The sequence below is a fragment of the Shewanella sp. ISS20 genome, assembly GCF_056522965.1.
Window position 1 is genome coordinate 3607009 of the sequence record NZ_JAWRZK010000001.1, and the last position, 25149, is coordinate 3632157.

Below are 25149 nucleotides of genomic sequence, written 5' to 3' on the forward strand. Positions count from 1 at the left end.
AGCAATAGCTATTCCCCTCCATGCCTTCGCTCAATCAGTAGCTATGCCCAAACAATAGCCATAACAGCAACACTTGCGTATTCAGGCAAACACTGGCAGCTTGTTAACATATTTGTAACTTGTGAAGTACAAACTACTGCTATGACCTGAACATAAGGATAAAAATATGAAACACAGGCAGGTAAGTCGTCGGGATTTTCTAGCGTTTTCGGCAAAAGGGATAGGTGCTGCGGTTATTTCTTATGGACTCATGGGCTGCAATAGCAGCGATGACGACCCGCATAATCCAGCGACGTTTAAGCAAGGAGTAGCGAGCGGCGACCCAACGTCATCAGCGGTAATTTTGTGGACTAGGGTGACGCCTGAACGCGCAGGCGACGTGCAAGTTAGCTGGCAAGTGGCTACCGATAAAGGTTTTACTCAGCTAGTTCATCAAGGCAGTATTCTTACCAATGATAAGCGCGATTACACAGTTAAAATTGATGCTCAAGGATTGGAGGCGGGGCGCGAGTATTTTTATCGCTTCTCGGTCGGGGATAATGCATCCGCGATAGGCCGCACTAAAACCCTTGCCAACCATGAAGTCTCGCAAGTAAAGCTCGCGGTATTGTCATGTGCTAATTTCCCTGCGGGCTTCTTTAATGTTTACCATTTAGCGGCGACGCAAACTGAGCTTGATGCCGTGGTGCATCTTGGTGATTATATTTACGAATATCCTCGCGGCGGCTATGCCAGTGAAAACGCTGCTAAACTTAATCGTGAAGTCTTGCCAGCAGGCGAGCTGTTAAGTTTAAGTGATTATCGCAGCCGCTATCAGCAGTATCGCAGTGACACTGACTTGCAAAGCTTGCATGCCGCCGTGCCCTTTATTTGTGTGTGGGACGATCATGAAGTCGCTAATGATGCGTGGCAACATGGCGCTGAAAATCATAACGATGGCGAAGGTGATTATGATGCGCGCAAGCTTGCGGGGCTGCAGGCTTACTTTGAATGGCTGCCAATTCGCCCGTGGCGTGAAGGCGAATTTGAAGAGATTTATCGCAGCTTTAATTTCGGCCACTTAGTCGATTTACATATGTTAGATACCCGTCATCTGGGTCGTGACAAGCCTTATGATTACAGCGAATTTATTGATGCAGCCACGGGCGCCTTTGATAGCGCCAAGTTTTTAGCGGCCGTGACTGATACCCAAAGAACCATGCTAGGGCAAACCCAATTGTTATGGCTGCAAGGGCAGTTATTAACCGCCAGCGCTCAATGGCAAGTATTAGGTCAGCAAGTGTTGATGGGGCGAATGTTGCTACCGGCAGCCATTGCGACTCAGCAATTATCTATTACTGATTTTGCTAGGTTAGCGCAATTAGCTCAGCTGGCAGCAAGGGCTGCGGCGGGTGACCCAAGCTTAACGGCGCAGCAATTAGCTTACTTGCAAGCGAATCAAGCGCAATTGACGCCGCAAGTGTTAGCCTTGTTAAAATTGCCAAATATTCCATATAATTTAGATGCTTGGGATGGTTACGCCTATGAGCGCGAAGTGATTTTAGCGACAGCTCGCAGCAGCGGAAAAGAATTAGTTGTTATCGCTGGAGATACACATAATGCCTGGGCCAGTGAGCTTAATGATATTAATGGCAATCGGGTCGGGGTGGAGTTTGCCACCAGTAGCGTAAGCTCACCTGGGCTTGAGTATTATCTTAAGCTTGATCCCAATCAAACCGCAGCCATTGAAGGCGCGGTCACTGAGTTAGTGGCTCCCCTTAAATATTGCAACCTCTATGATCGCGGCTGCATGATCTTGACCTTTACCCCAGAGCAAGTTGTCAATCAGTGGCTATTTGTGGATAGTTTACTCACGCGTGATTACCAAGTGCTGACCAATCGCAGTCAGCAGATGCGCTGGAATAGCCAAGGCTTGCAAGCCGTATAATTCCCCAAGCTTTCAAGCACACTAAAAAGCCGACCTAGGTCGGCTTTTTTCAATTAGGTTCAAAATAGCCATGATTTTATGCAGCAATTACCAGCAAATTACCGTAGAATGCGCGTCCAAAATCCGGTGGGGGCCTACACTTAATGAACACATTAAGTTTTGTAGCTAGCCAGTATTTTGGACCCACATCTGCCGGCTCAATTCGTCTAATAAGAAGAGAACCTCATGTCAGAGAAACGCTTTATTACCGCACAAGAATTATTGGAAGATTCCTTTCGCTTAGCTGCTCAAGTGTATGACAGTGGTTTTCGGCCGCAATTTATCGTGGGTATTTGGCGTGGCGGCGCACCTATTGGTATTGCTGTGCAAGAATACTTCGACTTTAAACAAGTAGAAACTGACCATATTGCCGTGCGTACTTCATCTTACTATGGCCTTAGCTCTGATATGCAGAGCAAAGAAATTAAGGTCCATGGCCTGCACTACATAGTTGAAAACGCTAATGCCGGTGACAGCTTACTGATAGTTGATGATGTGTTTGACTCTGGCCGCAGTGTTGATGCCTTGATGGAAAAACTGCAAGAATTAATGCGCTTAAATATGCCAAAAGACGTGCGTATTGCCTGCCCATACTACAAGCCAAACAATACCAAAGTGAATATGAAGCCAGACTACTTTATCCATGAATCGGATGAGTGGTTAGTGTTCCCCCATGAAGTTGCTGGTTTAACGCCACAAGAATTGGCTGTAGGCAAGAGTGACTTGAAAAATATCCAGCATTTATTCAAGTAAGCTCAGCGATACTGATGCTATAAGCATTCATACAAAAAGCCACTATATCTAGTGGCTTTTTGCTTGCTGTCGCTTGAGCGGGTTATTTACGGCGGCCACTCACATCGACATCTTCATGCCCGCATTGGCTTTTTTACCGATAAGGTAATAAACAATGGATAAGGGGAACACTAGGATGTTCATTAGGCTGGTGAAGTTAAAGCCAAATACATGGGTATTTAATTGCGATAACGCCACTTTCGATGCTTGCCAATCAAACCCTGCCGTTAACGCATTAAGGATTAAACCGGTAGTGGCTATAGCGCAAAACAGCAACAGTACTATGCGTTTAGCGGGCGCCTTACCATAATATTTTTGATACACATGGGTCATAGGTATGGTTAGTACGTCGGCTAAAATAAAGGCCATCACCCCGCCAAAACTAATGCCGCCATGCCATAAAGCCGCTGCCAGTAACAGATTCCCCACCGAGCACACATAAGCAATCACAGCGACAAAAATACCGATAAACACATCAAACACTGAATGCAGCCAAGCTGGCATTAGGCTGGAATCACTAATAAACAGTGCTTGCCACCAGTTCATGGGGACTAGCGCAATCAGTAGTGATGAGATGATAACCCCAATCACAATTTCTTTGCCTATCATGGCAATATCCATATGAAAGAAGCCTGCGCCGCGAACTAAGGCGCTTTTATCTTGATGCATATCGGTGCCGCACTGCATTTCAGTGGCTTTCATCTGGCCCGATGGCATCTCATTGCCACGTCCCATCGCCATCTTCGTTGGGGCCATAGGTGTGGCTGCCATATCGGGCATATCTGGCATGGCAGCGCCACATTTCATCTCACCAAGCTTGGTTGTTTGGGTGTTTGTGTGGTCGTTTGCTTGCTTGATATCGGCATCACTATGCATATGGGCGCCGCATTTCATTTCACCGCCACACTTCATTTCATTGTTTTTCATCGCCTTAGGTGAAGGCTCTTGCTCGGTATCCATAGCCATATTCATATCCATATCCATATCCATGGGCATACTTGTGCTAGGAGCAGAATCGCTTATGGTGTGCCTTAAAGTTAACTCTAATGGTTTAGGGTAAAAGCGGCTAAAGAGGATGGCGACAATCACTATCAGTAATAAGCCTCCTACAATTTCCCCCACTAAGAATTGCCAGCCAAGCAATGAAACTAGCACGATAAACATTTCTAAAATCAAGTTAGTACTGGCCACTAAAAATGCCATCGCATTGGCAAGACTAGCTTTTTTAACCAGTAAGGTGCGCGATAACGAGGCGGCGGCGTACGAGCATGACGATGACAGCATGCCAAGCAGGGTGGTTAACATTAAGCTTTTGGGCGTAGTGCGACCTAAATGTTTAGCGACAATATCCACAGCCACTAGATTACGTAGCTGAGATGACAGCATTAACCCTAAGGCTAACGGCCAATATATTTGCCAAATCATGGCGGCCAGAGTCGTTATTATCTCGTTTACAGAGCTTATGATAGTCTCCACGCTATTTTCCTTGTTATTGGAATGCACTAAGTATAGTCCAGACTGTCATTGACTAAGAAAAACGGCATGGGTTAAGCCAATGGCTGAGCTAAGCATTGGCAATTAATCTTGAGTCAATGACTTAGCTTGAGTTTGCAACTTGGCTAACTGCCTGTATAGGCTTATGAATAAGCTTTCATTTCACCGTTTTGCTTACTTCATCTCGCGCCATTGCCCGCCACAATCAAGAATATTTGCTATAACTGTTAATGATGTTTAGCGCCAAGCTTAGGGCAGCGATTAATATCGGAGAGGGGACGACGATGAAAAGTGCGAAAGAATTTGCCAGTTGGCTTAAAGAACGCTTGGGTCAGCATAAAGAGGGGGTGTACTTAACTCGTAACGATGTATTGTTGCTGACTAATCGCCAACGGTTTGCTAACGATTATGTGATGGACGTGCATTTTGAAGTGGCGCAATTTGGCATGGGTTTTGTGACCGATGCCAATCGTGAACGCTTTTATTTATTTAGATTGCCTAAGACCCACTGGAAAGTGGAGGGGGATTTTTACCCCAGCGGCGCCCAATCTGAATTAGAGAGTGAGCTTAATATTCACGCCATCAAGACCATCAATGGTCGCGATTAATTAGCTCTGGCGCTAATTTGCACCTTGCTTCAAATACCCGTTATCGCAGAGGTTGTTAACGCAATAAACGCTAACAACCTTATGGATTATTCAAGAGCGCGCCGCTTAAACGCCCAATTGCCATTTAAATTCCCTTAGTTAGCCCCAAGCTCGTTTGAAAACTGTTGGCATTGTTTCATCACTAACAAATGATTGGTGATCGCATCTTTCAGGGCGCCGGCATCAAGTGTCGTGAGTTCTTGCTCTATGGCATGAATATTGTCTGGTCGACAAGTGAGTACCACTAGGCCTGATACTATGGCTTCAGCCTGATGGGGAGCTTGCTTTACCAGTTCAGGCAGCACTTGCCTAATTTGCTCAAAGGCGGCTTGCTGCGCTTGCGGTTGTTGGCCTGGGTACAAGTGCTTGCTAATAATGCTAGCGCGCATTGAATAAGGCGCTTGGCTTAATTCCGATAAATAGCGGCGCTTGAGCGCAGCATTCGGGGTTGCCATGCTGGCTATTAAAGCCTGTTGCTGCCCCAATAAACTGGTATCACGTTTGGCTTCTTTATTGAGCCAAGTTTGGCGACTATCACGGCCAAATTGATTGAGACGGGTAATAGCCTGCCAGCGCTGCTCTTGGGTTAATGGCCAGCTATAACCGTTAAGCAAAGATTGTAAGTGATCCATAGCTTCATCGGACTGCGCAAACTGCAAATAGCTATCAAGCCAAATGGATGTCGGCCCTTGCTGGTAAATTTGGTGCAAACTAAATTGCTCTAAGGCGTTATAGATGCGTTGTTTGGCAGACGATGTGGGCATGAGGCGCAGTAATTGGTGTAATTGCTGTAATTGCTGCTGCGCTAAAAGCTGCACTGACGGCGCTGAGATATTGGGCAGGTTAAGCATTATCATGCCCAAATAATCATTTAGCGGCAGCTTATCGGTTAAGCTTGCTTGCCAAATATCCTCAAGCAACATCATTTGCATTAAGGGATCGCTTATCTGGCTTAAGTGACGAATGGCGGCGGCTTGTGACTTCTCATCTAAGAGAACTTGTCCATAAGCCATGTCTTGAAAGTTGGGATAAACAAAATCTGGGCACACGTTATGGCCCGCATTCGTCACTTCAGTAGTTAACTCTTTAAGCGTGACTAATAAGGTTTTATCTAATTGGAAATCGTGCTGATTTTTATAAAACAACGCCACCTTAACCTTTTGAAAGTGCGGCTCGGTTTGCGTAATCGATAAACGCTCCAGTACGCCATCTTGGCATTGCCATTGCGCGCTGATGCTATTGATGCCGCCAGATGTTTGATGCGTCCAGTAACGCTCAAGCCCTAAGGGCGCCAGTAGTTGCCGCCAAGCTTGATTGCCCGCCGATTGCCACGAGTGGCGCTGAATAAAGGTTTGCAGTAGTTCAGTGAATTTGCGCTCGCCCACGGCCATAGCAATTTGATTGAGCTCAGCGGCTGATTTTACCGCTAAAAATTGCTGCGCTTGGATTTCAGTGGCGGTGGCGCTTAATGGGTCAAGACTCTCATGCTGCAACTGGTATTTATAGGCCGGTTGTTTTTGCTGTAAAAATTGATATTGCTCTTGGGCTGAGGCATCAATGCCAGCGTTTATGGCGGTTTGGTTGGCAAGGTATAAACCTAGGCCTGCATGCAGGTATAAGTCATCCCACCATGGCAAACTAATTAAGCTGCCAAACCATTGTTTTGCCAATAACTGACTGTTTTGCATATGTTGACTGATGGGTTTGGCATCTAGCGGCAAGCGCTCGGTTACGCTCACCGCAGCAGCTTGTGACATGCTGGTATCGGATAAGCCAGGCAATAAAATCTGATCAAACTTAGTAAAAGGATAAGGGGTTGCCAGTACATGACCTATGCGCTTGAGATTATCGGCAGTGAGTCTTAGCCACTGCTCATAACGCTCATCATCCTGAGTGCTATTAAGGGCAAACAATCTAAATTGCACGCCATCTTGCTGATATTGCCAATGGCTAAAGGGGCCAGCAAACAGTGCAAATTGATGAGGGCTTAACGGCGGCGTTTGCGCAAACTCCCATGTTGTGCTCGCCTCACGGCTCATTTTGGGCACCATAGTGCTAATCACTTGCCAGTCAGATGGCGCCTCAAGACGTAAACTCATTTTGCCCCTAAGCCCGGGCTTGTCAAACAAGGCAAATGGGTGGCTAGCGCCATGGGGTTCAAAGCGTGAATACAGGTAAACTTGCTGAGTATTAGGGTCTATTACGCGAATAAGGCCTTGGCCTTGCTGACGATAATTGCCTTGATAACTTAATTGAATGCGGTTGTTACCGCTTTGCAGTAAGCGCGCGGGCAGGCTTAAAACCTTACCGTTATAGTTAGGATAGATGTTTTGACCATTGATAATGAGCTGCTGAATGTGCGCTTGCTGCAAATCTAGCGGCAAATCTTTTTGATTATCATCGAGTTTGAAATCAATGTCCGCCTTCACGCTAAACGTGTCTTCAGGCGATAACGTCATTTGATAAGCGTAACTAATGTCGCTTAGTCGCTGCGCTAATAATTCGGCGTCGGATTTAGCTTTGTTGGTCAATGGCAAGGGAATGGACTGACAAGCGGTCAAGAACAACGCACACATCAGCCAAGCACTGGCTCTAATGAATAGAGTCACTACAGCATCCTTTCTATTTGGGTGGGAGATATAACAAGCGGGGCCAGTCTAGCCCCGCGGGTTGTTTCGTGGCGATTACAGCCCTAAAAACGATTTTGATTTAGTTTTACGGATTTCTTTTTCATCAGACCATTCAATTAAGCCTGTGTCTAAATCCATCAGGCGCATAGTCATCTTGTAGTAGACGTCACGGGTGCCGCCTTCTTGTTTCACTATGCTAGATAAGCTGCCGTACAACATATATTGAGCGCCGATTTGACGACCAAACTTAATCGCCGTTGATGGGTCAACCATGCCTGAATTGTTTTGATAATCTAACTGCTTACGCACAGCGTCTACTTTAGTCATATCGATAAAGCGGAACTTGCCAGAGCGCAGTAATTGATTGGAGATAGAATCAGTGACTGACTCAGTATCTATGTGCTCAGAGGTTTTATTCTTAATGCTATCGACGAAAAGAATTGGACGCTCATTGGCAGTAATTGCCACGACTGGAGGGAAACTTAGCATGCTATCGACCATTTTAGTGGTGATAGACTGCAGATCGGTTGAGCCAAAGTTTTCATTGACGGTTTCAACCGCCGTGGCATTGCCGTACTCGACCTTAGATTGACAAGCGCTAAGGCCAATCACTGCAGCCAACAGAAATACACCTTTAATTGCTTTCATAACATGTCCCATTGTTAACGATTTAGATGATTATTGAATAAATTCGTTGGTAATTACCAGTCTCTATTACCCAAACCAGTGTTGTTTTTGCTTTTTGTACCTCAATCGCCGTGGTTTGACCGCGATTGATTTGTAACTGATATTGTCCTTGCTCGACATAAGACTGAGCTAATTGGGCGCTTTGTGGCAAGGTCAGCCAGCTGCGCCTATCAGCTTGCTCTGTGATGACGTTAAATATTTGCATGGCAACCGCGCCGACATTGTCTTGGTTATTGCGATTAACCGATTGATTGAGTTCAGCCTTAGCATAAATGCGCGCTGCTTGGCGGGCGAGAATGGCAGGCATTTGCTCTTTAAGGGCGGTGCTTGCTAAGGCATCAATGTTGGCCAGCGGCGCGCTTACTAAGGGTTTACCTAAGCCTTGGACTGTCGATGGCGTAAATATGGGTTTACTGCCTAAATAAGTGGGTAGTGATGCCGTTTGGATATTGCCATTAATACTAAATGGCACAGTAAAACCTTGCTTGGTCGGCACAAAGCCTTGCTCAATCAAGACAATCACTTGCCCTTGGGAAGCGGTCGGTAATATGGGCGCGCCAAATTTCTTACTGAATTCTTGATATTGCGGCATGCCAAGTAGCTTAGCTAGACGCACTAAATCCTGCTCGACATAAGGGTTACCCGGCATAATTTGCGCGGCTTTACGATAGTCAATAAAGGCATCGTTAGCTTGACCGAGTAACTCATACAATAAGCCAGTCACATAATAGCTGTAGGCATTCAGAAACGAGCTGGCTAAGCCATCGCCTCTCGCCTCAAGTTGATTCACTTGCGCATCCACCGCGCCATTGGCAAGTTTGGCAATGTTTTCATTGTCAGCTTCGTAGCGTCTTTGTTCTTGCTGCTGCAATTCGTTGGCGCGGCGCGCTTCAACTAATGCGCCTTGATTGTCGCCTAAAAAGAGGTAATTAAGCGCCTGATATTGATGCACCATGATGCGCTCAAACCCAGGTCCGCGATAAGGGATGACATTATCGTTGAGAAATAAGCTTGATGATTGCGCGCCGATACTGCTGGCGCTAATGGTGGCCTTGTCATCGAAGCGGCGATAATCGGCAATGGCGGTTTGATAGTAGCCTTTACTGGCGGCAAAATTGCCAGCGATTTGCTCGGCGCGGCCGGCTTCTTGGGCGTATAACAGCTGATCTTCACCGCTTAATCCTGATTGCAGGCTGGAAACCGCAGCCGCGGGATTAGGGCTATTTAGGCTTTGTTTAACTTCCGTGAGTTGGCTTGGGTAATTAATAAATAAACTATTAAAGGCGCAGCCTTGCACACTTAGCAATAACAGACCACATCCTAGGGAGTAAATTGCTTGCCGCATCAATGAGCTCCTGCAATCGTGAGGCTTTTTGGGTTATAACAATGACGATGAAAAACGCGATAACAATGGCAAGAGTGCCTGAGGGGATAATGAGTCATACCCGGCCATAAGGGAAGTGCGATTACATACTTGCTGGCAGCGACTTGCCCAAAGCCTGCTATGTGCAGTGTTTGGCACTTCAGCATTAATAACACTGTTATGCCAGCGCGAGTAGCACTCATTATTGCGCACAGAGCTTGGGGCGAAGTCGTCATTCATGTCCTTAATAATGTGGCGGCGGCGTCTCTTCGGACGCTGACGCCATGTTACTTGGTTCAATGTCGCGTAATTTATTGACTACTAATAATAACTGATGCTGCTGTCTGGCAACTAGATCCCCAAGTTTAATCACCTCTTGGTTTAATTCTTCAATGCTGGCTTCAGCAAACGCGAGTTTAGTTTGCAGGTCTTCAATTTGATCTTGCATCTTGCATCCATCAATAAGTAGCGTTAATCGCTAAGGAACATTGGGCCAAGTGTCGACTTGGCCATTACTACTGAGGCTGACAAAAAGAATCGTCAGCCTGCTTTGCGACAGAGTATACAACGGCGCCTTGAGTTTGGGCGTTTTTCGTTGCTGCGACTTGCCCATACTGCCATTTTAGCCGCATTGACTGTACTTAAGAACGAAAAGTCCTGTAGGTATGAGTAGGTCACAAATAAAGTGATTAACAAAGGTGGGTGAAAAGTGAGCGAAAGAATTTTCTCCATGAACTCATCCCTAAATATTTTGTCCTATAAACCATAGCAAACAAATCCTTAAGTTATTTTTACTATTTTAATAGACAATGGAATATCGTTAATAACTAGTATAAAGTGAGTTCGCTACAACCATTTACGCTAATTTTGATGGCAACATCAAGCTGAGGAAGCATTTCATGAAATCAATTTTTAAATATTCGTTGGTAGCGTTAGCTCTGACGGGTTTAACCGCCTGTAACCAGGAGCAAGACGCTTCATCTGTGGCTGCAACTTCAGCTACAACCCTGACTACGCCAGAACAAAAAGAATCATATAGCATTGGCGCTTCTATTGGTGCCTACATGTCAGGTCATATCGCTGAGCAAGAAGCTTTAGGTATGCCAGTAGACAAAAAGTTAATTATTGAAGGCTTTAGCAATGGCCTGAATAGTGAGCTTAAGCTGACAGAAGAAGAAATGCAGACAGTTCTGCAAGATTTAGACAAGAAGCTCAATGACAAGCGCATGACTGAAGCTAAAGCATTAGCTGATAAATCAGCGGCTGATAGCAAAGCCTTCTTAGAAGCTAACGCTAAGAACGCTGGCGTAAAAGTAACTGAATCTGGCCTGCAATACGAAGTATTGGTTGAAGGCAAAGGCGCTAAGCCAAGCGCTGAAGACACTGTTGAAGTGAACTACTTAGGTACCTTAACTGACGGTACTAAGTTTGATTCATCTTATGATCGTGGCGAGCCAATCAAGTTCCCGCTGAACCGCGTTATTCCAGGTTGGACTGAAGGCGTGCAGTTGATGAACGTCGGTTCTAAGTATAAGTTCGTGATCCCCGCTGAATTAGCCTATGGCGATCGTGACACTGGTACTATTCCACCAAATTCAACCTTAGTGTTTGAAGTTGAGTTGTTAGGTGTTGAGAAAGCGGGCGCTGCAGAAGCTCCTGCGGCTAAAGCTGCCAAATAAGCTCAGCTATTAAATAGCACTCAACCAAAAGGCGCCTTAGGCGCCTTTTTTGTTACCATTTGCTGTTTAGTTTGGCTCAGCTTATTTCAGCCATTTAAAGTGCGCAATCAAGTAGAGCTGCACCGCCAGTAATAACACTAAAAAGCCTGAAAATGCCGTAAATGCCCAATGGCTTTCTGTGCCTGGAATACCGCCGATATTGACCCCAAGCAGGCCAGTTAAAAAACCTAATGGCATAAAAATACTGGTGATAATAGATAAGAAATACAGGCGCTGGTTAAGCTTGCCAGAGGCTATGCTTGCGAGTTCATCTTGATTGACCTTAACCAATTCACGAATAAGATCTAAGTCTTCAATCATGCGCACTAAGCTGTCGTTATAGTCTTTAAGCTGATTGCGCTCGATTTGCGATAAGGGGTACTCGCAGCTACCTAAGCGTGCTAACGCTTCTCGCTGCGGCGCTAAATAACGGCGACACGCTAGTGCTTGGCGGCGAACATCATTGAGCAAATTATGTAAGGTATCGTCTGGGGTTAACGTTAGCTGATCTTCCAAAATCGTTAGTTTATCTTGTAAGCCATCGACGTATTTAGCCTGTTTTTGCGTGAGCTGATCGCACAAATTCATTAATAGCGGCGTAATGGCGCAAGGCTTAAGTTCTGACAGCGAATCAATAACCGTTCGAATGGAGGCGAGCTGACGTTTACCACAGCTGATTAATCTGTGTTTATCTTGATAGATGCGAATGGCAATCATATCTTGCGGATTATGGCCGGCATTAAGGTTAATACCGCGCAAACAGATAAGTAAGCGATTGCTGGCGCTTTGCACTCGAGGCCGCGGTGAGGCCGATAGCAGCACCTTAATGTCGCTTGGCACTAGTCCAAGTTTGAGTAAATGCTTTTTACAGTCAGTGGATTGATAGTCTAAATGCAGCCACAGCTGGTTAGTATCATCAGGTGAGCTGGGTTGCCAAGCAATAGCGTCTTCAATTGATATTTTACGGGCGCCGTCGACCCCTAACAGATAGGCAAATTGTGCATCGTAATGCATTATCCACTCACTCCCACTCTTAACAGTAAATTACCGCCATTGTTACCTTAATGGCCAATTGAAGCAAATTAACTTCCATTGATTGAAACTTAAGCCAATAGGCGTTTGGAACGGGAATTTTTAATGGCTATGAGTTAGAATTGTGACATTAGTTACCTAAGTAAAGAGATCTCCGATGGAGTATGAATTTCGGCGTAATTCCCTCGATGGAACAGCCACAGCTATTTTCAGTATGGATCATGAAGTATTAGGTCGCTGGTTCTCGGAAGAACTTGGGCAAGATGATGATATTATTGGCGAACTGATGAATGTTATCGCTAAACTGCAGCAAGGTGAAGCAGGGTATTTTCAGTTAGTTGGCAGTGATTTCACCTTAGAGATGGATTTTGAGCAAGTTCGAGTGTTCGCTAACGTGATTGGTTTTAATGAAGACTATGATTTAGAAGACGGTATGAGCTTGTATGATGCCGAATCTAGCTGTAGTTGTGGCTTAGATGACTTTGCTACTGCGCTGATTAGCTGGCGCAAATTTTTAGATGAAGGCGACGGCAAATAAGCCGCGCTTCATAAATAACGGCCAATCATAGGATTGGCCTTTTTTATGGCTGCGATTAATTCATATCCATCTCTGGTAACTTAATTAAGAAGTAGCAAGGCCTGCTGCCGCCCTAAAATCTGGGTGCTGTTCATCTAATAACTGCAAGCTCGCAAAGTCGCGATATAAAGGCGATGTTTGTATCAATTGGCCATGGGTGCCGCTGGCTATGATTTGGCCCTTATCTAACACTATTATGCAATCGGCATTCATGACTGTGCTTAAGCGGTGGGCTATGATGAGGCTAGTTTTATGCTGCATTAACTGATCAAGGGCTTGCTTTACTTTGATTTCACTAATGGCATCGAGCGCGCTGGTGGCTTCATCTAACAGTAAGATTGGGCGGTCGGCTAATATGGCTCGAGCAATGGCAATCCGCTGTTTTTGTCCACCGGATAAACGCACCCCCCGCTCACCTAAATAAGTGTCATAGCCTTCAGGGAAATCGGCAATAAACTCATCCGCTCTGGCGGCTTTGCAGGCTTGCTTTACTTCATCAAGGCTTGCGGCTGCGCGGCCATAGCGCACATTTTCCAGCACGCTGGTGGCAAAAATCACAGGGTCTTGCGGCACTAGGCCAAATTGCGCCCGCAGTTGCTGCAAACTTAACTGCTTAATATCAATACCCGCCAAGCGAATGCTGCCGCGCTGCACATCATAAAAGCGCTGTAGCAAGGCTAAAATACTCGACTTGCCAGCACCACTTGGCCCCACTAACGCGACTTTGCTACCTGTGGCAATATGCAAGTTTAAGTCACTAAATACGGGGTTTTCTTGATGATTTGGATAACTAAAGTGCACTTGCTCAAAGTGAATATCTAAGCTGGCGGAGTGCGGCAACGTGGTTGGCATCGCTATTTGCACTAATTCACTTTGAGAGTCTGCAAGCTCAATTAAGCGCTCGGTGGCGCCCGCTGCGCGCTGAATATCACTAATGACTTCACTAATCGTGGCCATAGCGGTTGCTACCATCACGGCATAAAACAAAAAGGCCGATAATTCGCCGCCACTTAATTGACCACTCATGACTTGAAAGGCGCCATGCCAAGTGACTAACACTATGGCGACAATGGATAAAAACATCACTATGGCGATAAGCAGCGCGCGATACTTAATGCGCTCAGTCGCCGCCTGCATTATGGTTTGGGTTTGCTCAGCAAAGTGACGTTTATCTATGCTTTCATGGCCATAGGCTTGCACTGTATGAATTTCATGTAAGGTTTCATCTATGTAAGCGCCAAGCTCTGCCACCTTGTCTTGACTGGTGCGGGATAATTGACGCACGCGCTTACCCAGCAAGATTATGGGGCCAAATACCACAGGTACAGCTACAAGCACCAAGGCAGTTAATTGCCAACTGGTAAAGGCCATCATCACTAAAGCGCCAATGGCAGTGACACTTGAGCGCAGCGCCATAGATAAGCTGGAACCTATAACGGTTTGAATAAGACTGGTATCGGCAGTAAAGCGACTAATCACTTCGCCAGAGCGCTCTTTGGCATAAAACGCGGGGGATAGTTGCAATAATTGCTGATAGACGTGCTGGCGAATATCGTTAGTCACGCGCTCACCTAGCCAACTCATTAGATAGAAACGGCAAAAAACTGCTGTGCTACTTATGCTGATAATGAGGAGTAATGTCAGCATCACTTGATTAAGCGCCTCTGTTTCGCCGCGACTAAAGCTGTTATCAACTAATAATTTAACCCCTTGGCCTAAAGATAACCAAGCGACAGAGCCCACCAATAAACACACTAAGGCAGCGATGACTTTATAACGATAAGGCTTAAGAAATGCAGCAATCCAGCGCAGTACCGCAGGCGTGTTTTTAAGGGGGATGCGCGCAGTGTCAGCGGTTTGATTTATGGCTTTATGCTGGCCCGCAGTGGGCGTGCTTACTTTGACAGATTCTGTTGAGCTTAAGTGGTTCGACTCACTCATTCGGTATCCTTGGCGATAGTGCAGGCACTTTACTGACGTCTGGGCGTGTTTAGGTGAATAGGGTTGAAAATGGCTAGGTTATTGAACACAGATTGCTTGCTACACAAAGGCATTATGACACTAGTTTGCGCGGTTAGGCGTGAGTGTTTTCATTATGTTCAGATGATAGATAGTGCATCAGTGTGCAAGAAGGGCGGGCGCATAGCAACAGTGCAATGACAGGAATAACGCTAGAGCCACCACGGGTATCAGCACGGGTCAAGGCTCTAGCGCTATCGGTTTTAATTACGCTGGGCTAAGGGGTTGCGCTACACCATGTTGACCTGCGTTTTGCCAACTCACTTCTAATAACTCATCACCACTTAGCTTAAATGCTTGGCCAAAGCCTTTAACGTACAGACCTTGCTGCGGCCTTAATTGATAAAGATTAAAATCGGCCAGGGCGGCAAGTTCAGCGCTCATGTCGCCAAATCGCGCGGTTAAGGCGGCAACTCCTAAGTTAAAATCAGGGTTATCGCGGCCAATGCATTTGGCATGAGCATCAAAGGTAAGACGCTTGCGCGCAAATACGGTTTTGGCTTCGTTTTCGTCTTCAAGCAGCATGACAGACACTAAAGATGATTGCTTAAGATTCATGCCGTGGCGCGCCATATCGCTAACCAGAATATAAAAACCTTTATCTGCCAATGCAAAAGGCGCATAGCTTGCGTTAGGTAAACCATGTTGATCGCAAGTGGCGAGCTGCAAGGTATGGCGGCTGTGTTTAAATTGATTAATTTCAGGCAATAGTTTACTGGCTAAACGTTCTTGCTTGTGGTTTTCAGCCTGCTGTTCATCGATGCGTTGTTCAATACGGGTTGTCATTGTGGCCTCTATTTGTCCTGCACTGCGGCGAGCCGTCAGTTGCGATGATTTCGATTTAACAGTCTGCGGTTAACTGTTTAAGTTGATTGAAATTGTGTACTTGTTCTGAGAATAATTCTCCCGCGTGATCTCGCCCTAAATAAATCTTGAAAATGACATCGCCACTGGCCGCAAAAAAGCAGATGGCATAGCTTGCTCGCCCACGCAGAGGGCGGCTTACGAGCGCAATGGCGGCAAAGCTTGACAGTAACAAGTGGCCATACATGCCATCGTGCTTACTGTAGAGATTAAAATACTTGTGCCCGAGTTTGCCTTTAGGGAAAGGGCCTTTAAATTCAAAAACATTACCTGCGAGCAGCACTATGGTCATTAAGTTGCCCCACTCTGGCAGAGCTTCAAGTAACTCTTGCGCCAGCGCGCTTGGCAGCCAATGCACTTGCTGTGGCGGTAAATGTTGATAAATCAAGAGTTCACTGACTTCAAGCTTTTGGGCGAGATCACTTGGGCTTGCTTGGGGTTCTGCCTGCAAGGTGGCTATTATGTGGTGGTTAATCATATTCATAGTGAGCCTTAGAAAGTAAAGCGCGCGGATAATTTGAAATTACGGCCTTGGGAGTACAAGGTCTGCCATGCTTGGCGGTAATACTCATCGGTTAAATTGTCTATGCCAGCATCTAGGCGTAAACCGTTTAAGCTGCCACTTGATGGCTCCCACGCGACATAGACGTCCCATAATCCATAAGCGTCAAAGTCAGTGTGGCTTGAGGCACTTGGCAGCTTATTTTGGCTTGCGGTATACATGTAGCGCGTGCCAAGAGTGACATCGTTACTCCACAGGCCTTGGCTTAAGTCGATGGTGAGCTTATTAGCCGGAATACTCTCTAAATATTCGCCGGTAGCATCATCTGTGCCTTGAGTTTGACCATAGTCGAGGCTTAGGTGTGTTTGCTCGATGCGATAGCGCGCATTAATTTCAAAACCTTGTAATTTCGCGTCTTGCACGTTATTCCAAGTGGTTGTTTGCTCAAAGCCTGGTATGCCCATGAGCGGATTTTCAACTTGCTGAATAATGAAGTTATCGATGTCATTGCGAAATAAGTTAAGGCTCAAGCCTAAGTCATCATCACCCATGAGCTCGCTTAACTGCACTTGCGCTTTTAACTCTTTATTGCGAGCGGTTTCGGCTTGTAGGTCGGGGTTGATTTTAAAGCGGTTACATAATCCATTGGGTAAAAAGCCTGGAATCGATGGAATGCAGTAATGGCTACCGGTTGAGAACATCTCTGTCATGCTCGGGGCGCGAAACGCCTGATCGTAACGAGCGCTTAACGTGAGCCACTGGGCGGTTTTCCAAGTAAGCCCCACAGATGGCGACCATTTATCATCACGACTGGATAAATCTAAGCTGTCACTGGTGTTGTTAAAGCTATCGTATCTTAATGCTGGGCTTAAGGTGACATGCTCAAGCAGCGGAATATCGGCCTGAATAAAGCTGCCCCAAACCTTAGCGTTGGCGTCAATATCATCGGGGCGTTGGCCTACTTGGCCGCTGTCATCGCGCACTGTCGATAATTTATCTTGATAGCCATCAAGACCGTAAATAAAGGCTAGCTCACCAAAGCGTGAGCGATTAACCAAGCTAAGGCCTAAGGTTTGATAGTCAGTATTGTCGGTTTGCTTAAGCGCGATGCGCTGTTCATCATACTTAGCTTGGTTGTAATACAGCTTGGCATTGCCATCGAGTAACGTACTGCTGCTCGATTGGAACTGATAATCAAGACTTAGGTGCTTATCGTCAGTATTGCGCTGCACTAATGGCACGCTGCGGCTAACGTCTGCACCTGGGTTACTTGGAACCAGTTCATTAATTTGATTAACGCGCCCCGTTAATTGCAGGCGATTAAGATCATTGGCTTGCCAGCCAAGTTTAGCCATTGAAGAATAACCATTATTACCACTGTGTTGTAATTGCTGGCCATTGCCTAAATCAATGTTATTTCCATCAAAGTAAGCACCATTGACTAACCAATCCCAAGCATCATCTTGTCCAAAGAGTGCGCCGCTGGTTTTGGTTCTATCACCATTGGCTTCATAACCTTGCTTGATATAGCCGCCGAATGATTGCTCGTCCTCTAAAAAATCTTTAGCTGAACGGGTATTTTGCGCCACTACGCCGCCAATGGCGCCGCTGCCCCACAGGCTGCTGGCAGGGCCGCGAATGACTTCGATGGATTTGAGCATTTCTGGGTCTAAAAAGTAGGTGCCTCTATGGCCTGAACTGGCGTTTTGCCTGGTGCCATCAACAGTTTGCAGCACTCTATCACCGCCAATACCACGAATTTCAACGCCTTGACTGCTAGCTCTTGGGCCATTGGTCGCATTGACATTGGCAGCCCCTGCGAGCGCTTGTGGAACTGACTGAGGTTGAGTCACTGCGATTTCTTGCTCATCTATCACAGCTACCGAGCGACTTGAATCTGAGGCTTGCTCTTCAATGCGACTCGCGCTGACTAAGACTTCAGTCAGTGTTTGATTTGGGCTGGTGGCATGAGCCAAAGGGATGAGATTAAGTCCTGCTAAAACGGCCAAGGCCAGAGGTTTTACCGACATGTACAATATCCTTTTATCATTAAAATCAGCGCAGTAGCGATAAGCTTCAGTCTTGTTGTTCCGCAGTGGTTGGGCGTTATTGGCAGTGTTCACTCGAACGTCACGCACTCTACTTTAATACAAATAATAGATCAAATGATAATTATTACCATTTGCATTTGGGCTAATGCTTGAGTATCTTAATTAGCGAAAGCTTGGGCATAAGCTGATGTTAAGGGGGAAATAGTGATTGATTTTTATTGAGAAACTAACACTTGAGTCTTTGCTAGCGCGGCATTAACTCATGTGGCTTAGCTCATGTGGAAGCAACTTGGAGTGGTGATTAGCATGGAAGCTTACATGCCTAAAAGCACAGATAGGAATACTTGGTTACTTTTGGCTGGGAGAGTGCGCTGTGACGCCTAAACGCTATTTATTATGTTCGCCCTTGGCGCTGGCATTGTGTGCTATAGCATTTGCCCAGCATTCAGAACCTATGGCCATTAAATCTGGGGTAGGCCATAAGGTAAGCCAGAGGTTGCAATTGCAGTTAACTGCGGCAACGACTCAGATAAAATCTGAGTCAGCATCTGAATCAATAGTTGAACCAAGAGTAAAATTTGAGCCAATAGCTGCTGCCGTTTCGCATGTGTTAAGCGCACCAAGCTCACCAAATAGCCCAATAGTGACTAAAACGGCCGAAAAACCACTCGAGACAAGGGCTCATAAGCCAGCAACTAAGCCTGAAATTACCTCGGAACGCTCAGCGTTATCAAAGCCATTCAGCAGTGAAGCTAGGCCTAAGGTTCAGACCAGCAACAATGCGCCAGCGACTGAAATTGTCCAAGATAATGAGGCTACGACAGTGCTTAATGAGAGTGCGCTTGCGCTTAATGAGGCCACAAAAGTTAATAGGGTTGAACCGTTAACTGCCTCAAGTCGTATGCCAAATTCAATGTTAGACAGTCGCGCCAATGCGCAGCCTCAGTATTTATCTCAGTCTCAATCAAAGGCGGCGCCGGTGTCACTCAGTCAGGCAGATTATGCCAGTGCACCAACGCCGCCGACGTATCCCAAATTAGCAAGAAAGCGTGGCCTTGAAGGCACAGTGCAGCTTGAAGTGTTCTTTAACCACTATGGTCAAGCGCAATCGCTGTCTGTGCTGACTAGCAGTGGTCATCAAGTATTAGATGAGGCGGCACTGGCCGCGGTAAAAAAATGGCATTTTTTGGCACCAAATCACTTAAGCGCGGGTTTGTTTCGCGTCGAAGTGCCGGTTCGTTTCGCTCTAAATTAGTAAGGAAATTCAATGTTAGCTGCTGATCTCAATCTAGGCGTGCTTACTTGGCCGCTAGTCTGCTGCGCCTTAGTGACCTTGGTCATTATTGTTGAGCGCTTGGCTTTTATGCTGGTTAATTTGCGCCATCGACCTCAGTTTTTTTGCCAGCAATTGCAGCAAATTATTCCGGTTAAGGTTTCAAGTTTAGCCATTGATAAGCTTGAGTCTTGCGCCAGTACGCGCCAAGACATGCTGGCCCGAGGCAGCCTAATCTTGCTGCATAGCAAAACCCATCACCGCCGTGATCGCGAAGCCTTAATGACCTTATGGCTAGCCAAAGAGCAGCGGCAATTATTGTTTGGCATCAAGGTACTACAAGCCATTGGAGTCATCAGTCCTTTACTTGGCCTATTAGGGACAGTGCTTGGCCTCATTGACATGTTTGCTGGTTTAGGTCAGAGCGCTGGCCCCATTACTCCCGCCATGTTAAGCGCCGGCCTTGGCCTTGCCATGAATACCACGGCCGCAGGCTTAGTGATTGCGCTGCCTGCACTCACGTTTTCACAAATCATGAATATTTGGGTGGTAGATACATGTCGGCGCACCGGACATGGCTTAACTGAGCTTAATTTATGGCTTGATGGCGTGCATAGCAAGGCGGGGTTAACACCAGAGCTTGCTGTATATCATGGTGGCGCGCAGTGATAGAGCTTGATAAAGGCGCGGATAATCAAGAGCTCAGCATAGATTTAACCGCGCTTATCGACATCATTTTCATCTTGCTAGTGTTTCTAATGCTGACCGCCAACACCCAATTATTAGCTTTGCCGGTTGATGTTCCCACGAACGGCGGCGAGCAGGCGCAAGTATTAGCGCCTAAGCCCAATATCAGTGTGAATGTGATGGCAAAGGCGCCGTACTGGGCGATTGATGGCCACAGGTATGAAGCCTTTAGTGATTTTAGTGCTGAAGTTGCGCGGCGCTTAACTGTGGAGCCAGAACTTGAAGTGATAGTTGCCGCCGACAAGCAGGCCGAAGTGCAGTTGTTGCTGCAATTGCTTGCCATGTTACAGGCACAAAAAATTAGTCAAATCCAAATTTTAATGGAGCCATAAGCGCTGAGTGCGCGCGTTTTGGCTAACAAGGAGATAACTATGTTGAGGTTGTTGGTGAGTGTATTGTGCTTGTCATCGTGGATGTGTGTTGCAGCTATTGCTGCCAGCACTGAAGTTAGTGCAGGTGTTAGTGCTGGTGCTAATGCCAAGGTGGTGGCGGCGGGGGCGGGCGTGACTGAATTAATTTTAGTGCTCGATGCAGGTTCACAGTTAGTGGCCATTGATGCCAGTAGCCAAGCGCCTGCTGATTTGTCGTTAACCACTTTGGGCTATCACAGGGCCTTGTCGGCCGAAGGTATTTTGGCGTTGCAACCTAGCGTATTGATTGGAACCGCTGAAATGGGGCCTAAAACCACTATAGATAGAGTGCGCGCCGCTGGGGTAAATGTCGTGCAATTGCCTATCCCCACTAGCTATTTAAGTTTGCTGAGTAATATTGATGCGCTAGGGCGGTTACTCAGCAGTGAAATTCAGGCTCAACAGCTTAAAACCAAACTTGATCTCGACTTTGCGCTATTGCAGCAAAAACAGCAGCAAGTAGCCCCAGCGGCGCCTAAGGTGCTGTTTATGCTAATGATGCCAGAGCGCCCAGCGCGAGTAGGGGGTAAAGGGTCAGCCGGTGATGTGATTATTAATTTAGCTGGTGGCAAGAATGCCGCGGATTTTGAGGGCTATAAAAGTGTGTCACAAGAAGGGATTCTAGCGCTTGATGCCGATGTGATTATTGTAAGCGTGCGCGATGAAACGCCAATGGATGCTAAGCAATTATTGCTGCAACAAATGCCATTGTTGCAGCATGCCAAAGCGGTGTTGCAAGGCTCTGTGTATCCCATCAATAGTCATGCATTAATTGGCGGCTTGGGGATCAGCAGCTTACAAGCGGCCAATGAGTTAGCGGATCAATTAATCGACCTAAATTAACTGCTTTGCCAGTGCTTGTATTTAGGCACTCAAGCATTCAAGCCAGATTAAGGATTTTCCGTAGTGGCTAATTATTCTTTTTATCGAAATAGCGCGCTAGTGCTGTTAGTGATTACCAGCATTATTTCTATCAGTGTTGGCCCATTAGCCATAGGTTTTGGTTCAGCATTAAAAGCGCTGCTCCATAGTTTGACCGCTATGGATGCGTTTGCCATAGCACCCCACGAGCAAGTGGTGATTGATAGCATACGTTTGCCAAGAACCTTGCTGGCCATGACAGTTGGCGCTATGTTGGCGCAAGCGGGCGCTGTGATGCAGGGCTTATTTCGTAACCCATTAGCCGACCCTGGCATTATTGGGGTATCTACAGGCGCTGCATTAGGGGCGGCTATTTGCATAGTGCTCTTGCCTGTGGCGCCCGCAAGTTTACTGGCCATGGCAGCATTTGCGGGGGGATTAGGTACGACCTTATTGGTGTATCAATTGGCGGCAAGTCGCGATGGTACTTCTGTTGTGATGTTATTGCTGGCAGGCGTTGCGGTATCTGCCTTATTTGGTGCTGGCATTGGGGTGCTGACTTATCTTGCGAGCGATAGCGCCTTACGGGATTTAAGTCTCTGGCAAATGGGCTCCATTGCTGGCGCGAGTTTTGAGTATGTGTGGCTCACTTTTACTTTCTTAGTCATTTTATCTTGGCAATTTCAACGCCATGCGAACGCGCTTAATGCCTTGTTGTTAGGCGAGGCTGAGGCGCGCCATTTAGGCATAGATGTGGAGCGCTTAAAATACCGCATGATTTTATTGTGCGCCTTAGGTGTCGGCGTCAGCGTTGCTGCGACCGGTATTATTGGCTTTGTTGGCTTAGTGGTGCCGCACATAGTCAGAATGCTATTAGGGCCAGATCATCGTCAGTTACTGCCCATGAGCGCTGTGCTCGGCGCGATATTGTTAGCCTTAGCGGATATTGGGTCGCGAGTATTGATGGCCCCCGCGGAAGTGCCCGTAGGACTCATTACCGCCTTAATCGGCGCGCCATTCTTTATCTACTTGCTACTCAAGCAGCGCCATAGATTGGTGTAGAAACATTTATTGAGAAAGAATGGTTTAGCAAGAATGCTGTAGAACGAATGATTTTAGCGTAATTGAATTTTACCCTGTGCGCATCGCACTTGGCTAAGGAGTATGTGGTGGCTCAACATCAGTGTTTAACTATTACAGAGTTAAGTGTGCAGCAAGGCCATAAAGCTATTTTGCGCGATATCAATGCACGCTTTAGTTATGGCTCTTTTACTGCACTGCTTGGGCCTAATGGTGCGGGAAAATCGAGTTTATTAAAATGTATTAGCCAAGATACAAGAGTGCATACTGGCAAGATAAGTCTTTATGATCGAGAGCTTACAAATTTGCCGCGCCTTGAGCTTGCGCGGCAAATGGCGGTATTGCCGCAATACGCGAGTCTGAGTTTTCCTTTTACTGTGCAGCAAGTGGTTGCCATGGGGCTTTATCCCTTGAGCCTAGATATGAAGGCGGGTGAGGAGTGCGTTGCTGCCATGCTCGAGCAATTGCAGTTAACGCATTTGGCGCAGCAGAGCTATCCCGCATTATCCGGTGGTGAAAAACAGCGGGTGCATATTGCCAGAGTACTAGTGCAATTAACGCAAGCACCGAGGCCTGCGGTGTTATTGCTTGATGAGCCCACCTCGGCGCTCGATTTAGCGCAGCAACACAGGGTGTTAGGCTTATTGCAGACCTTAGCTAAAGAGAGGCAGTTTTGCGTGATAAGTGTGCTACACGATATTAATCAAGCCGCGCGATATGCTGACCAAATTATGGTGTTAAACCAAGGCAACATGGTTATTAGTGGCACTCCTAATGAGTGTTTAACTGCAGATTTAATTGAATCCGTTTGGGATTATCGCCCGCAAGCTATGTATGGTCATCTTGATTCTTTTAACTCACTTAGCCCACCTAAGTCGTCTGCATCTGCCCCCGCGGCTATGTTCTTTTGAACGCGAAACGGCTTTTCATCAAGAATAACGTCTAGGCTTGCTCTGCGGCGACTTAACTCTTACCCTTGCGCCATCAGAGTAAGCCGCGGAGCTAGCATGTCAAATCATACCCATTGGTCAACCTTTATTGCCGCTGAGCAGCAGCAAGCCTATTTTAAAACCCTCGAGCAGTTTGTAGCTGTTGAGCGCCAAACTAAAACTATTTTTCCGCCAGCAAGTGATGTGTACCGCGCCTTTGAATTAACGCCATTAGCGCAAGTGCGGGTGGTGATTTTAGGGCAAGATCCGTATCACGGAGCCGGGCAGGCTCATGGTTTGTGTTTTTCAGTGCAACCTGGGGTGAAAACGCCGCCATCATTAGTGAACATGTATAAAGAATTAGCCGCGGATATTGAGGGGTTTACTATTCCTCATCATGGTTTTCTTGAGCCATGGGCTAAACAAGGGGTGTTAATGCTCAACACAGTATTAACTGTTGAGCAGGGCAAGGCTCACTCGCACGCTAAGGCTGACTGGGAAACGTTTACGGGCGCCGTACTTGAACTGTTAAATCAGCAAACACAACGGATTATTTTTGTGCTTTGGGGCAGTCATGCCATCAAGAAAGGTAAGGTGATTACTGCGGCGCACCATAAGGTATTAACTGGGCCGCATCCTTCGCCGTTGTCTGCCTATCGCGGTTTTTTTGGTTGCCGGCATTTCTCGACTATCAATGAGTTATTGCTAGAAAACGGCCAAACTCCGATTGATTGGCAGGTATAAGGCTCAAGCTTAGCTATTGGCCATGCTTAACGAGTGAGTTGTACTTCACGTGATGAACTTAACGTGATCAACTTTATGTGCTGAGCCTTATGTTATGAGCCTTATGTTATGAGCTTAGTGAGATGAGCTTAGTGAAGTCAGTTCATCTAACTAGATTTGCATAGGTGAGGATTATCTAAGCATTAAGGAATGTGAGTAATCACGCTACCTGTGTTTGAGTTGTAATCTATGTAATAACTATTGTCGCGTTCTAACACGAAGCGGCATTGACCGGCTGCGGTATAATTGGCTTTATAGGTAGTATTATCTGTCTCAGCAGTGTCTGATACGCTAGGCTCTGCGCCTGCAAACAATATGCGCCATACAGACATGCAATCGTCAACACTATCAAGGCTTGGGCTTTCTTCTACTGGACCAAGAAAATGCTGCGCTGGCCACCCATTGGCATTGATATCTAAGGTACCGGAGCGATCTGCATTGTTAGAGTAAATAGGTACATCTTCCATCGGGCCGGATGCGCCTTTAGCAATCCAAGCGCTATGAGCCATACCAACCGCCGATTTAAAAGCGCCGCCGACGCCTTTAACACTGGAGTCTAAGGCATCATTTTCAAGATTAATAAATTTAGGCGCCGCAACGACCGCCAAGATACCAAGGATAATAATGACGACTACGAGTTCAATCAGAGTAAAGCCTGAGTGTTTTTTCACGTTTATTATATCTTCAAAAGTGTTGAGCCATAACATAACGTCTTTGTTGGTTA

The 25149-nt window shown here is 46.5% G+C and carries 23 protein-coding genes; 12 read left to right on the forward strand and 11 right to left on the reverse strand.

Features of this window, described 5'->3' with window-relative positions; translation table 11 throughout:
* The first annotated feature begins 166 nt into the window (after nucleotides 1-166).
* Both AC1HDP_RS16430 and AC1HDP_RS16435 read left to right on the forward strand, forming a co-directional pair.
* Nucleotides 167-1927 (forward strand): alkaline phosphatase D family protein, encoded by a 1761-nt coding sequence (locus tag AC1HDP_RS16430; RefSeq protein WP_479639571.1) that lies wholly within the window; start codon nucleotides 167-169, stop codon nucleotides 1925-1927.
* Nucleotides 1928-2152: 225 nt separating this feature from the next.
* Entirely contained in the window at nucleotides 2153-2719 is a 567-nt protein-coding gene (locus AC1HDP_RS16435; RefSeq protein ID WP_479639572.1) for a phosphoribosyltransferase, read from the forward strand.
* A 99-nt stretch (nucleotides 2720-2818) separates the two neighbouring features.
* Here the strand turns inward: AC1HDP_RS16435 and AC1HDP_RS16440 are convergent, their stop codons facing one another.
* The gene (locus AC1HDP_RS16440) at nucleotides 2819-4234 is read right to left on the reverse strand and encodes a permease (RefSeq protein ID WP_479639573.1); all 1416 of its coding nucleotides are present in this window, start codon (nucleotides 4232-4234) and stop codon (nucleotides 2819-2821) included.
* Between the two features lie 302 nt (nucleotides 4235-4536).
* Between AC1HDP_RS16440 and AC1HDP_RS16445 the strand changes: the two genes are divergently transcribed.
* Nucleotides 4537-4860 (forward strand): hypothetical protein, encoded by a 324-nt coding sequence (locus tag AC1HDP_RS16445; protein WP_479639574.1) that lies wholly within the window; start codon nucleotides 4537-4539, stop codon nucleotides 4858-4860.
* A 134-nt stretch (nucleotides 4861-4994) separates the two neighbouring features.
* Here AC1HDP_RS16445 and AC1HDP_RS16450 read toward each other — a convergent pair whose 3' ends face one another.
* From AC1HDP_RS16450 to AC1HDP_RS16465, 4 genes are all read right to left on the reverse strand, one after another.
* Nucleotides 4995-7508, reverse strand: a complete 2514-nt coding sequence (locus AC1HDP_RS16450; RefSeq protein ID WP_479639575.1) for an ERAP1-like C-terminal domain-containing protein — start codon at nucleotides 7506-7508, stop codon at nucleotides 4995-4997.
* A 75-nt stretch (nucleotides 7509-7583) separates the two neighbouring features.
* On the reverse strand, nucleotides 7584-8177 hold the full coding sequence (gene lpoB / locus AC1HDP_RS16455) for a penicillin-binding protein activator LpoB (protein ID WP_479639576.1): 594 nt from the start codon (nucleotides 8175-8177) through the stop codon (nucleotides 7584-7586).
* Between the two features lie 22 nt (nucleotides 8178-8199).
* Nucleotides 8200-9561: a COG3014 family protein gene (locus tag AC1HDP_RS16460; protein ID WP_479639577.1), complete on the reverse strand. Its 1362-nt coding sequence runs from the start codon at nucleotides 9559-9561 to the stop codon at nucleotides 8200-8202.
* Between the two features lie 262 nt (nucleotides 9562-9823).
* Complete coding sequence (locus AC1HDP_RS16465) at nucleotides 9824-10027, reverse strand: SlyX family protein (RefSeq protein ID WP_140931168.1); 204 nt, start codon at nucleotides 10025-10027, stop codon at nucleotides 9824-9826.
* Between the two features lie 451 nt (nucleotides 10028-10478).
* On the opposite strand from AC1HDP_RS16465, the gene fkpA reads away from it, so the two are divergent.
* Nucleotides 10479-11258 (forward strand): FKBP-type peptidyl-prolyl cis-trans isomerase, encoded by a 780-nt coding sequence (gene fkpA, locus AC1HDP_RS16470; RefSeq protein WP_140931171.1) that lies wholly within the window; start codon nucleotides 10479-10481, stop codon nucleotides 11256-11258.
* A gap of 81 nt (nucleotides 11259-11339) precedes the next feature.
* Here fkpA and AC1HDP_RS16475 read toward each other — a convergent pair whose 3' ends face one another.
* Nucleotides 11340-12311 carry a CorA family divalent cation transporter gene (locus tag AC1HDP_RS16475; protein ID WP_479639578.1) on the reverse strand — a complete coding sequence of 324 codons (972 nt, stop codon included), beginning with the start codon at nucleotides 12309-12311 and terminating at the stop codon, nucleotides 11340-11342.
* Nucleotides 12312-12486: 175 nt separating this feature from the next.
* Here AC1HDP_RS16475 and AC1HDP_RS16480 point away from each other — a divergent pair, with 175 nt between their 5' ends.
* The gene (locus AC1HDP_RS16480) at nucleotides 12487-12867 is read left to right on the forward strand and encodes a YacL family protein (protein WP_140931177.1); all 381 of its coding nucleotides are present in this window, start codon (nucleotides 12487-12489) and stop codon (nucleotides 12865-12867) included.
* A gap of 84 nt (nucleotides 12868-12951) precedes the next feature.
* Here AC1HDP_RS16480 and AC1HDP_RS16485 read toward each other — a convergent pair whose 3' ends face one another.
* The 4 genes from AC1HDP_RS16485 to AC1HDP_RS16500 form a co-directional block, all read right to left on the reverse strand.
* On the reverse strand, nucleotides 12952-14847 hold the full coding sequence (locus AC1HDP_RS16485; RefSeq protein WP_479639579.1) for an ABC transporter transmembrane domain-containing protein: 1896 nt from the start codon (nucleotides 14845-14847) through the stop codon (nucleotides 12952-12954).
* Between the two features lie 285 nt (nucleotides 14848-15132).
* Nucleotides 15133-15711, reverse strand: a complete 579-nt coding sequence (gene hutZ / locus AC1HDP_RS16490) for a heme utilization protein HutZ (protein ID WP_479639580.1) — start codon at nucleotides 15709-15711, stop codon at nucleotides 15133-15135.
* Nucleotides 15712-15766: 55 nt separating this feature from the next.
* Nucleotides 15767-16273, reverse strand: coding sequence for a heme utilization cystosolic carrier protein HutX (hutX, locus tag AC1HDP_RS16495; protein WP_479639581.1), 507 nt, complete (start codon nucleotides 16271-16273; stop codon nucleotides 15767-15769).
* A gap of 8 nt (nucleotides 16274-16281) precedes the next feature.
* Entirely contained in the window at nucleotides 16282-18321 is a 2040-nt protein-coding gene (locus AC1HDP_RS16500; protein ID WP_479639582.1) for a TonB-dependent hemoglobin/transferrin/lactoferrin family receptor, read from the reverse strand.
* Nucleotides 18322-18715: 394 nt separating this feature from the next.
* Here AC1HDP_RS16500 and AC1HDP_RS16505 point away from each other — a divergent pair, with 394 nt between their 5' ends.
* The 7 genes from AC1HDP_RS16505 (at nucleotide 18716) to ung (ending at nucleotide 24386) form a co-directional block, all read left to right on the forward strand.
* Nucleotides 18716-19597, forward strand: a complete 882-nt coding sequence (locus AC1HDP_RS16505; protein WP_479639583.1) for an energy transducer TonB — start codon at nucleotides 18716-18718, stop codon at nucleotides 19595-19597.
* Between the two features lie 12 nt (nucleotides 19598-19609).
* On the forward strand, nucleotides 19610-20284 hold the full coding sequence (locus tag AC1HDP_RS16510; protein ID WP_479639584.1) for a MotA/TolQ/ExbB proton channel family protein: 675 nt from the start codon (nucleotides 19610-19612) through the stop codon (nucleotides 20282-20284).
* On the forward strand, nucleotides 20281-20694 hold the full coding sequence (locus AC1HDP_RS16515; RefSeq protein ID WP_479639585.1) for an ExbD/TolR family protein: 414 nt from the start codon (nucleotides 20281-20283) through the stop codon (nucleotides 20692-20694). The genes AC1HDP_RS16510 and AC1HDP_RS16515 overlap by 4 nt, the downstream gene beginning before the upstream one ends.
* 39 nt (nucleotides 20695-20733) lie before the next feature.
* Entirely contained in the window at nucleotides 20734-21615 is an 882-nt protein-coding gene (locus tag AC1HDP_RS16520; protein ID WP_479639586.1) for a heme/hemin ABC transporter substrate-binding protein, read from the forward strand.
* A gap of 63 nt (nucleotides 21616-21678) precedes the next feature.
* Nucleotides 21679-22695, forward strand: coding sequence for a FecCD family ABC transporter permease (locus tag AC1HDP_RS16525; protein ID WP_479639587.1), 1017 nt, complete (start codon nucleotides 21679-21681; stop codon nucleotides 22693-22695).
* A 107-nt stretch (nucleotides 22696-22802) separates the two neighbouring features.
* Complete coding sequence (locus AC1HDP_RS16530; RefSeq protein ID WP_479639588.1) at nucleotides 22803-23624, forward strand: heme ABC transporter ATP-binding protein; 822 nt, start codon at nucleotides 22803-22805, stop codon at nucleotides 23622-23624.
* Between the two features lie 96 nt (nucleotides 23625-23720).
* The gene (gene ung / locus AC1HDP_RS16535; protein WP_479639589.1) at nucleotides 23721-24386 is read left to right on the forward strand and encodes a uracil-DNA glycosylase; all 666 of its coding nucleotides are present in this window, start codon (nucleotides 23721-23723) and stop codon (nucleotides 24384-24386) included.
* 182 nt (nucleotides 24387-24568) lie between these two features.
* Here the strand turns inward: ung and AC1HDP_RS16540 are convergent, their stop codons facing one another.
* Nucleotides 24569-25132, reverse strand: a complete 564-nt coding sequence (locus AC1HDP_RS16540; protein WP_479639590.1) for a type II secretion system protein — start codon at nucleotides 25130-25132, stop codon at nucleotides 24569-24571.
* Nucleotides 25133-25149 lie beyond the last annotated feature (17 nt).

Bases quoted from the DNA above. Each gene is read 5' to 3' on its own strand.
- AC1HDP_RS16430 (WP_479639571.1), top strand. From the start codon at position 167: ATGAAACACAGGCAGGTAAGTCGTCGGGATTTTCTAGCGTTTTCGGCA.
- AC1HDP_RS16435 (WP_479639572.1), top strand. From the start codon at position 2,153: ATGTCAGAGAAACGCTTTATTACCGCACAAGAATTATTGGAAGATTCC.
- AC1HDP_RS16445 (WP_479639574.1), top strand. From the start codon at position 4,537: ATGAAAAGTGCGAAAGAATTTGCCAGTTGGCTTAAAGAACGCTTGGGT.
- lpoB (WP_479639576.1), bottom strand. From the start codon at position 8,177: ATGAAAGCAATTAAAGGTGTATTTCTGTTGGCTGCAGTGATTGGCCTT.
- AC1HDP_RS16460 (WP_479639577.1), bottom strand. From the start codon at position 9,561: ATGCGGCAAGCAATTTACTCCCTAGGATGTGGTCTGTTATTGCTAAGT.
- AC1HDP_RS16465 (WP_140931168.1), bottom strand. From the start codon at position 10,027: ATGCAAGATCAAATTGAAGACCTGCAAACTAAACTCGCGTTTGCTGAA.
- fkpA (WP_140931171.1), top strand. From the start codon at position 10,479: ATGAAATCAATTTTTAAATATTCGTTGGTAGCGTTAGCTCTGACGGGT.
- AC1HDP_RS16475 (WP_479639578.1), bottom strand. From the start codon at position 12,311: ATGCATTACGATGCACAATTTGCCTATCTGTTAGGGGTCGACGGCGCC.
- AC1HDP_RS16480 (WP_140931177.1), top strand. From the start codon at position 12,487: ATGGAGTATGAATTTCGGCGTAATTCCCTCGATGGAACAGCCACAGCT.
- AC1HDP_RS16485 (WP_479639579.1), bottom strand. From the start codon at position 14,847: ATGAGTGAGTCGAACCACTTAAGCTCAACAGAATCTGTCAAAGTAAGC.
- hutZ (WP_479639580.1), bottom strand. From the start codon at position 15,711: ATGACAACCCGTATTGAACAACGCATCGATGAACAGCAGGCTGAAAAC.
- hutX (WP_479639581.1), bottom strand. From the start codon at position 16,273: ATGAATATGATTAACCACCACATAATAGCCACCTTGCAGGCAGAACCC.
- AC1HDP_RS16500 (WP_479639582.1), bottom strand. From the start codon at position 18,321: ATGTCGGTAAAACCTCTGGCCTTGGCCGTTTTAGCAGGACTTAATCTC.
- AC1HDP_RS16510 (WP_479639584.1), top strand. From the start codon at position 19,610: ATGTTAGCTGCTGATCTCAATCTAGGCGTGCTTACTTGGCCGCTAGTC.
- AC1HDP_RS16520 (WP_479639586.1), top strand. From the start codon at position 20,734: ATGTTGAGGTTGTTGGTGAGTGTATTGTGCTTGTCATCGTGGATGTGT.
- ung (WP_479639589.1), top strand. From the start codon at position 23,721: ATGTCAAATCATACCCATTGGTCAACCTTTATTGCCGCTGAGCAGCAG.
- AC1HDP_RS16540 (WP_479639590.1), bottom strand. From the start codon at position 25,132: ATGTTATGGCTCAACACTTTTGAAGATATAATAAACGTGAAAAAACAC.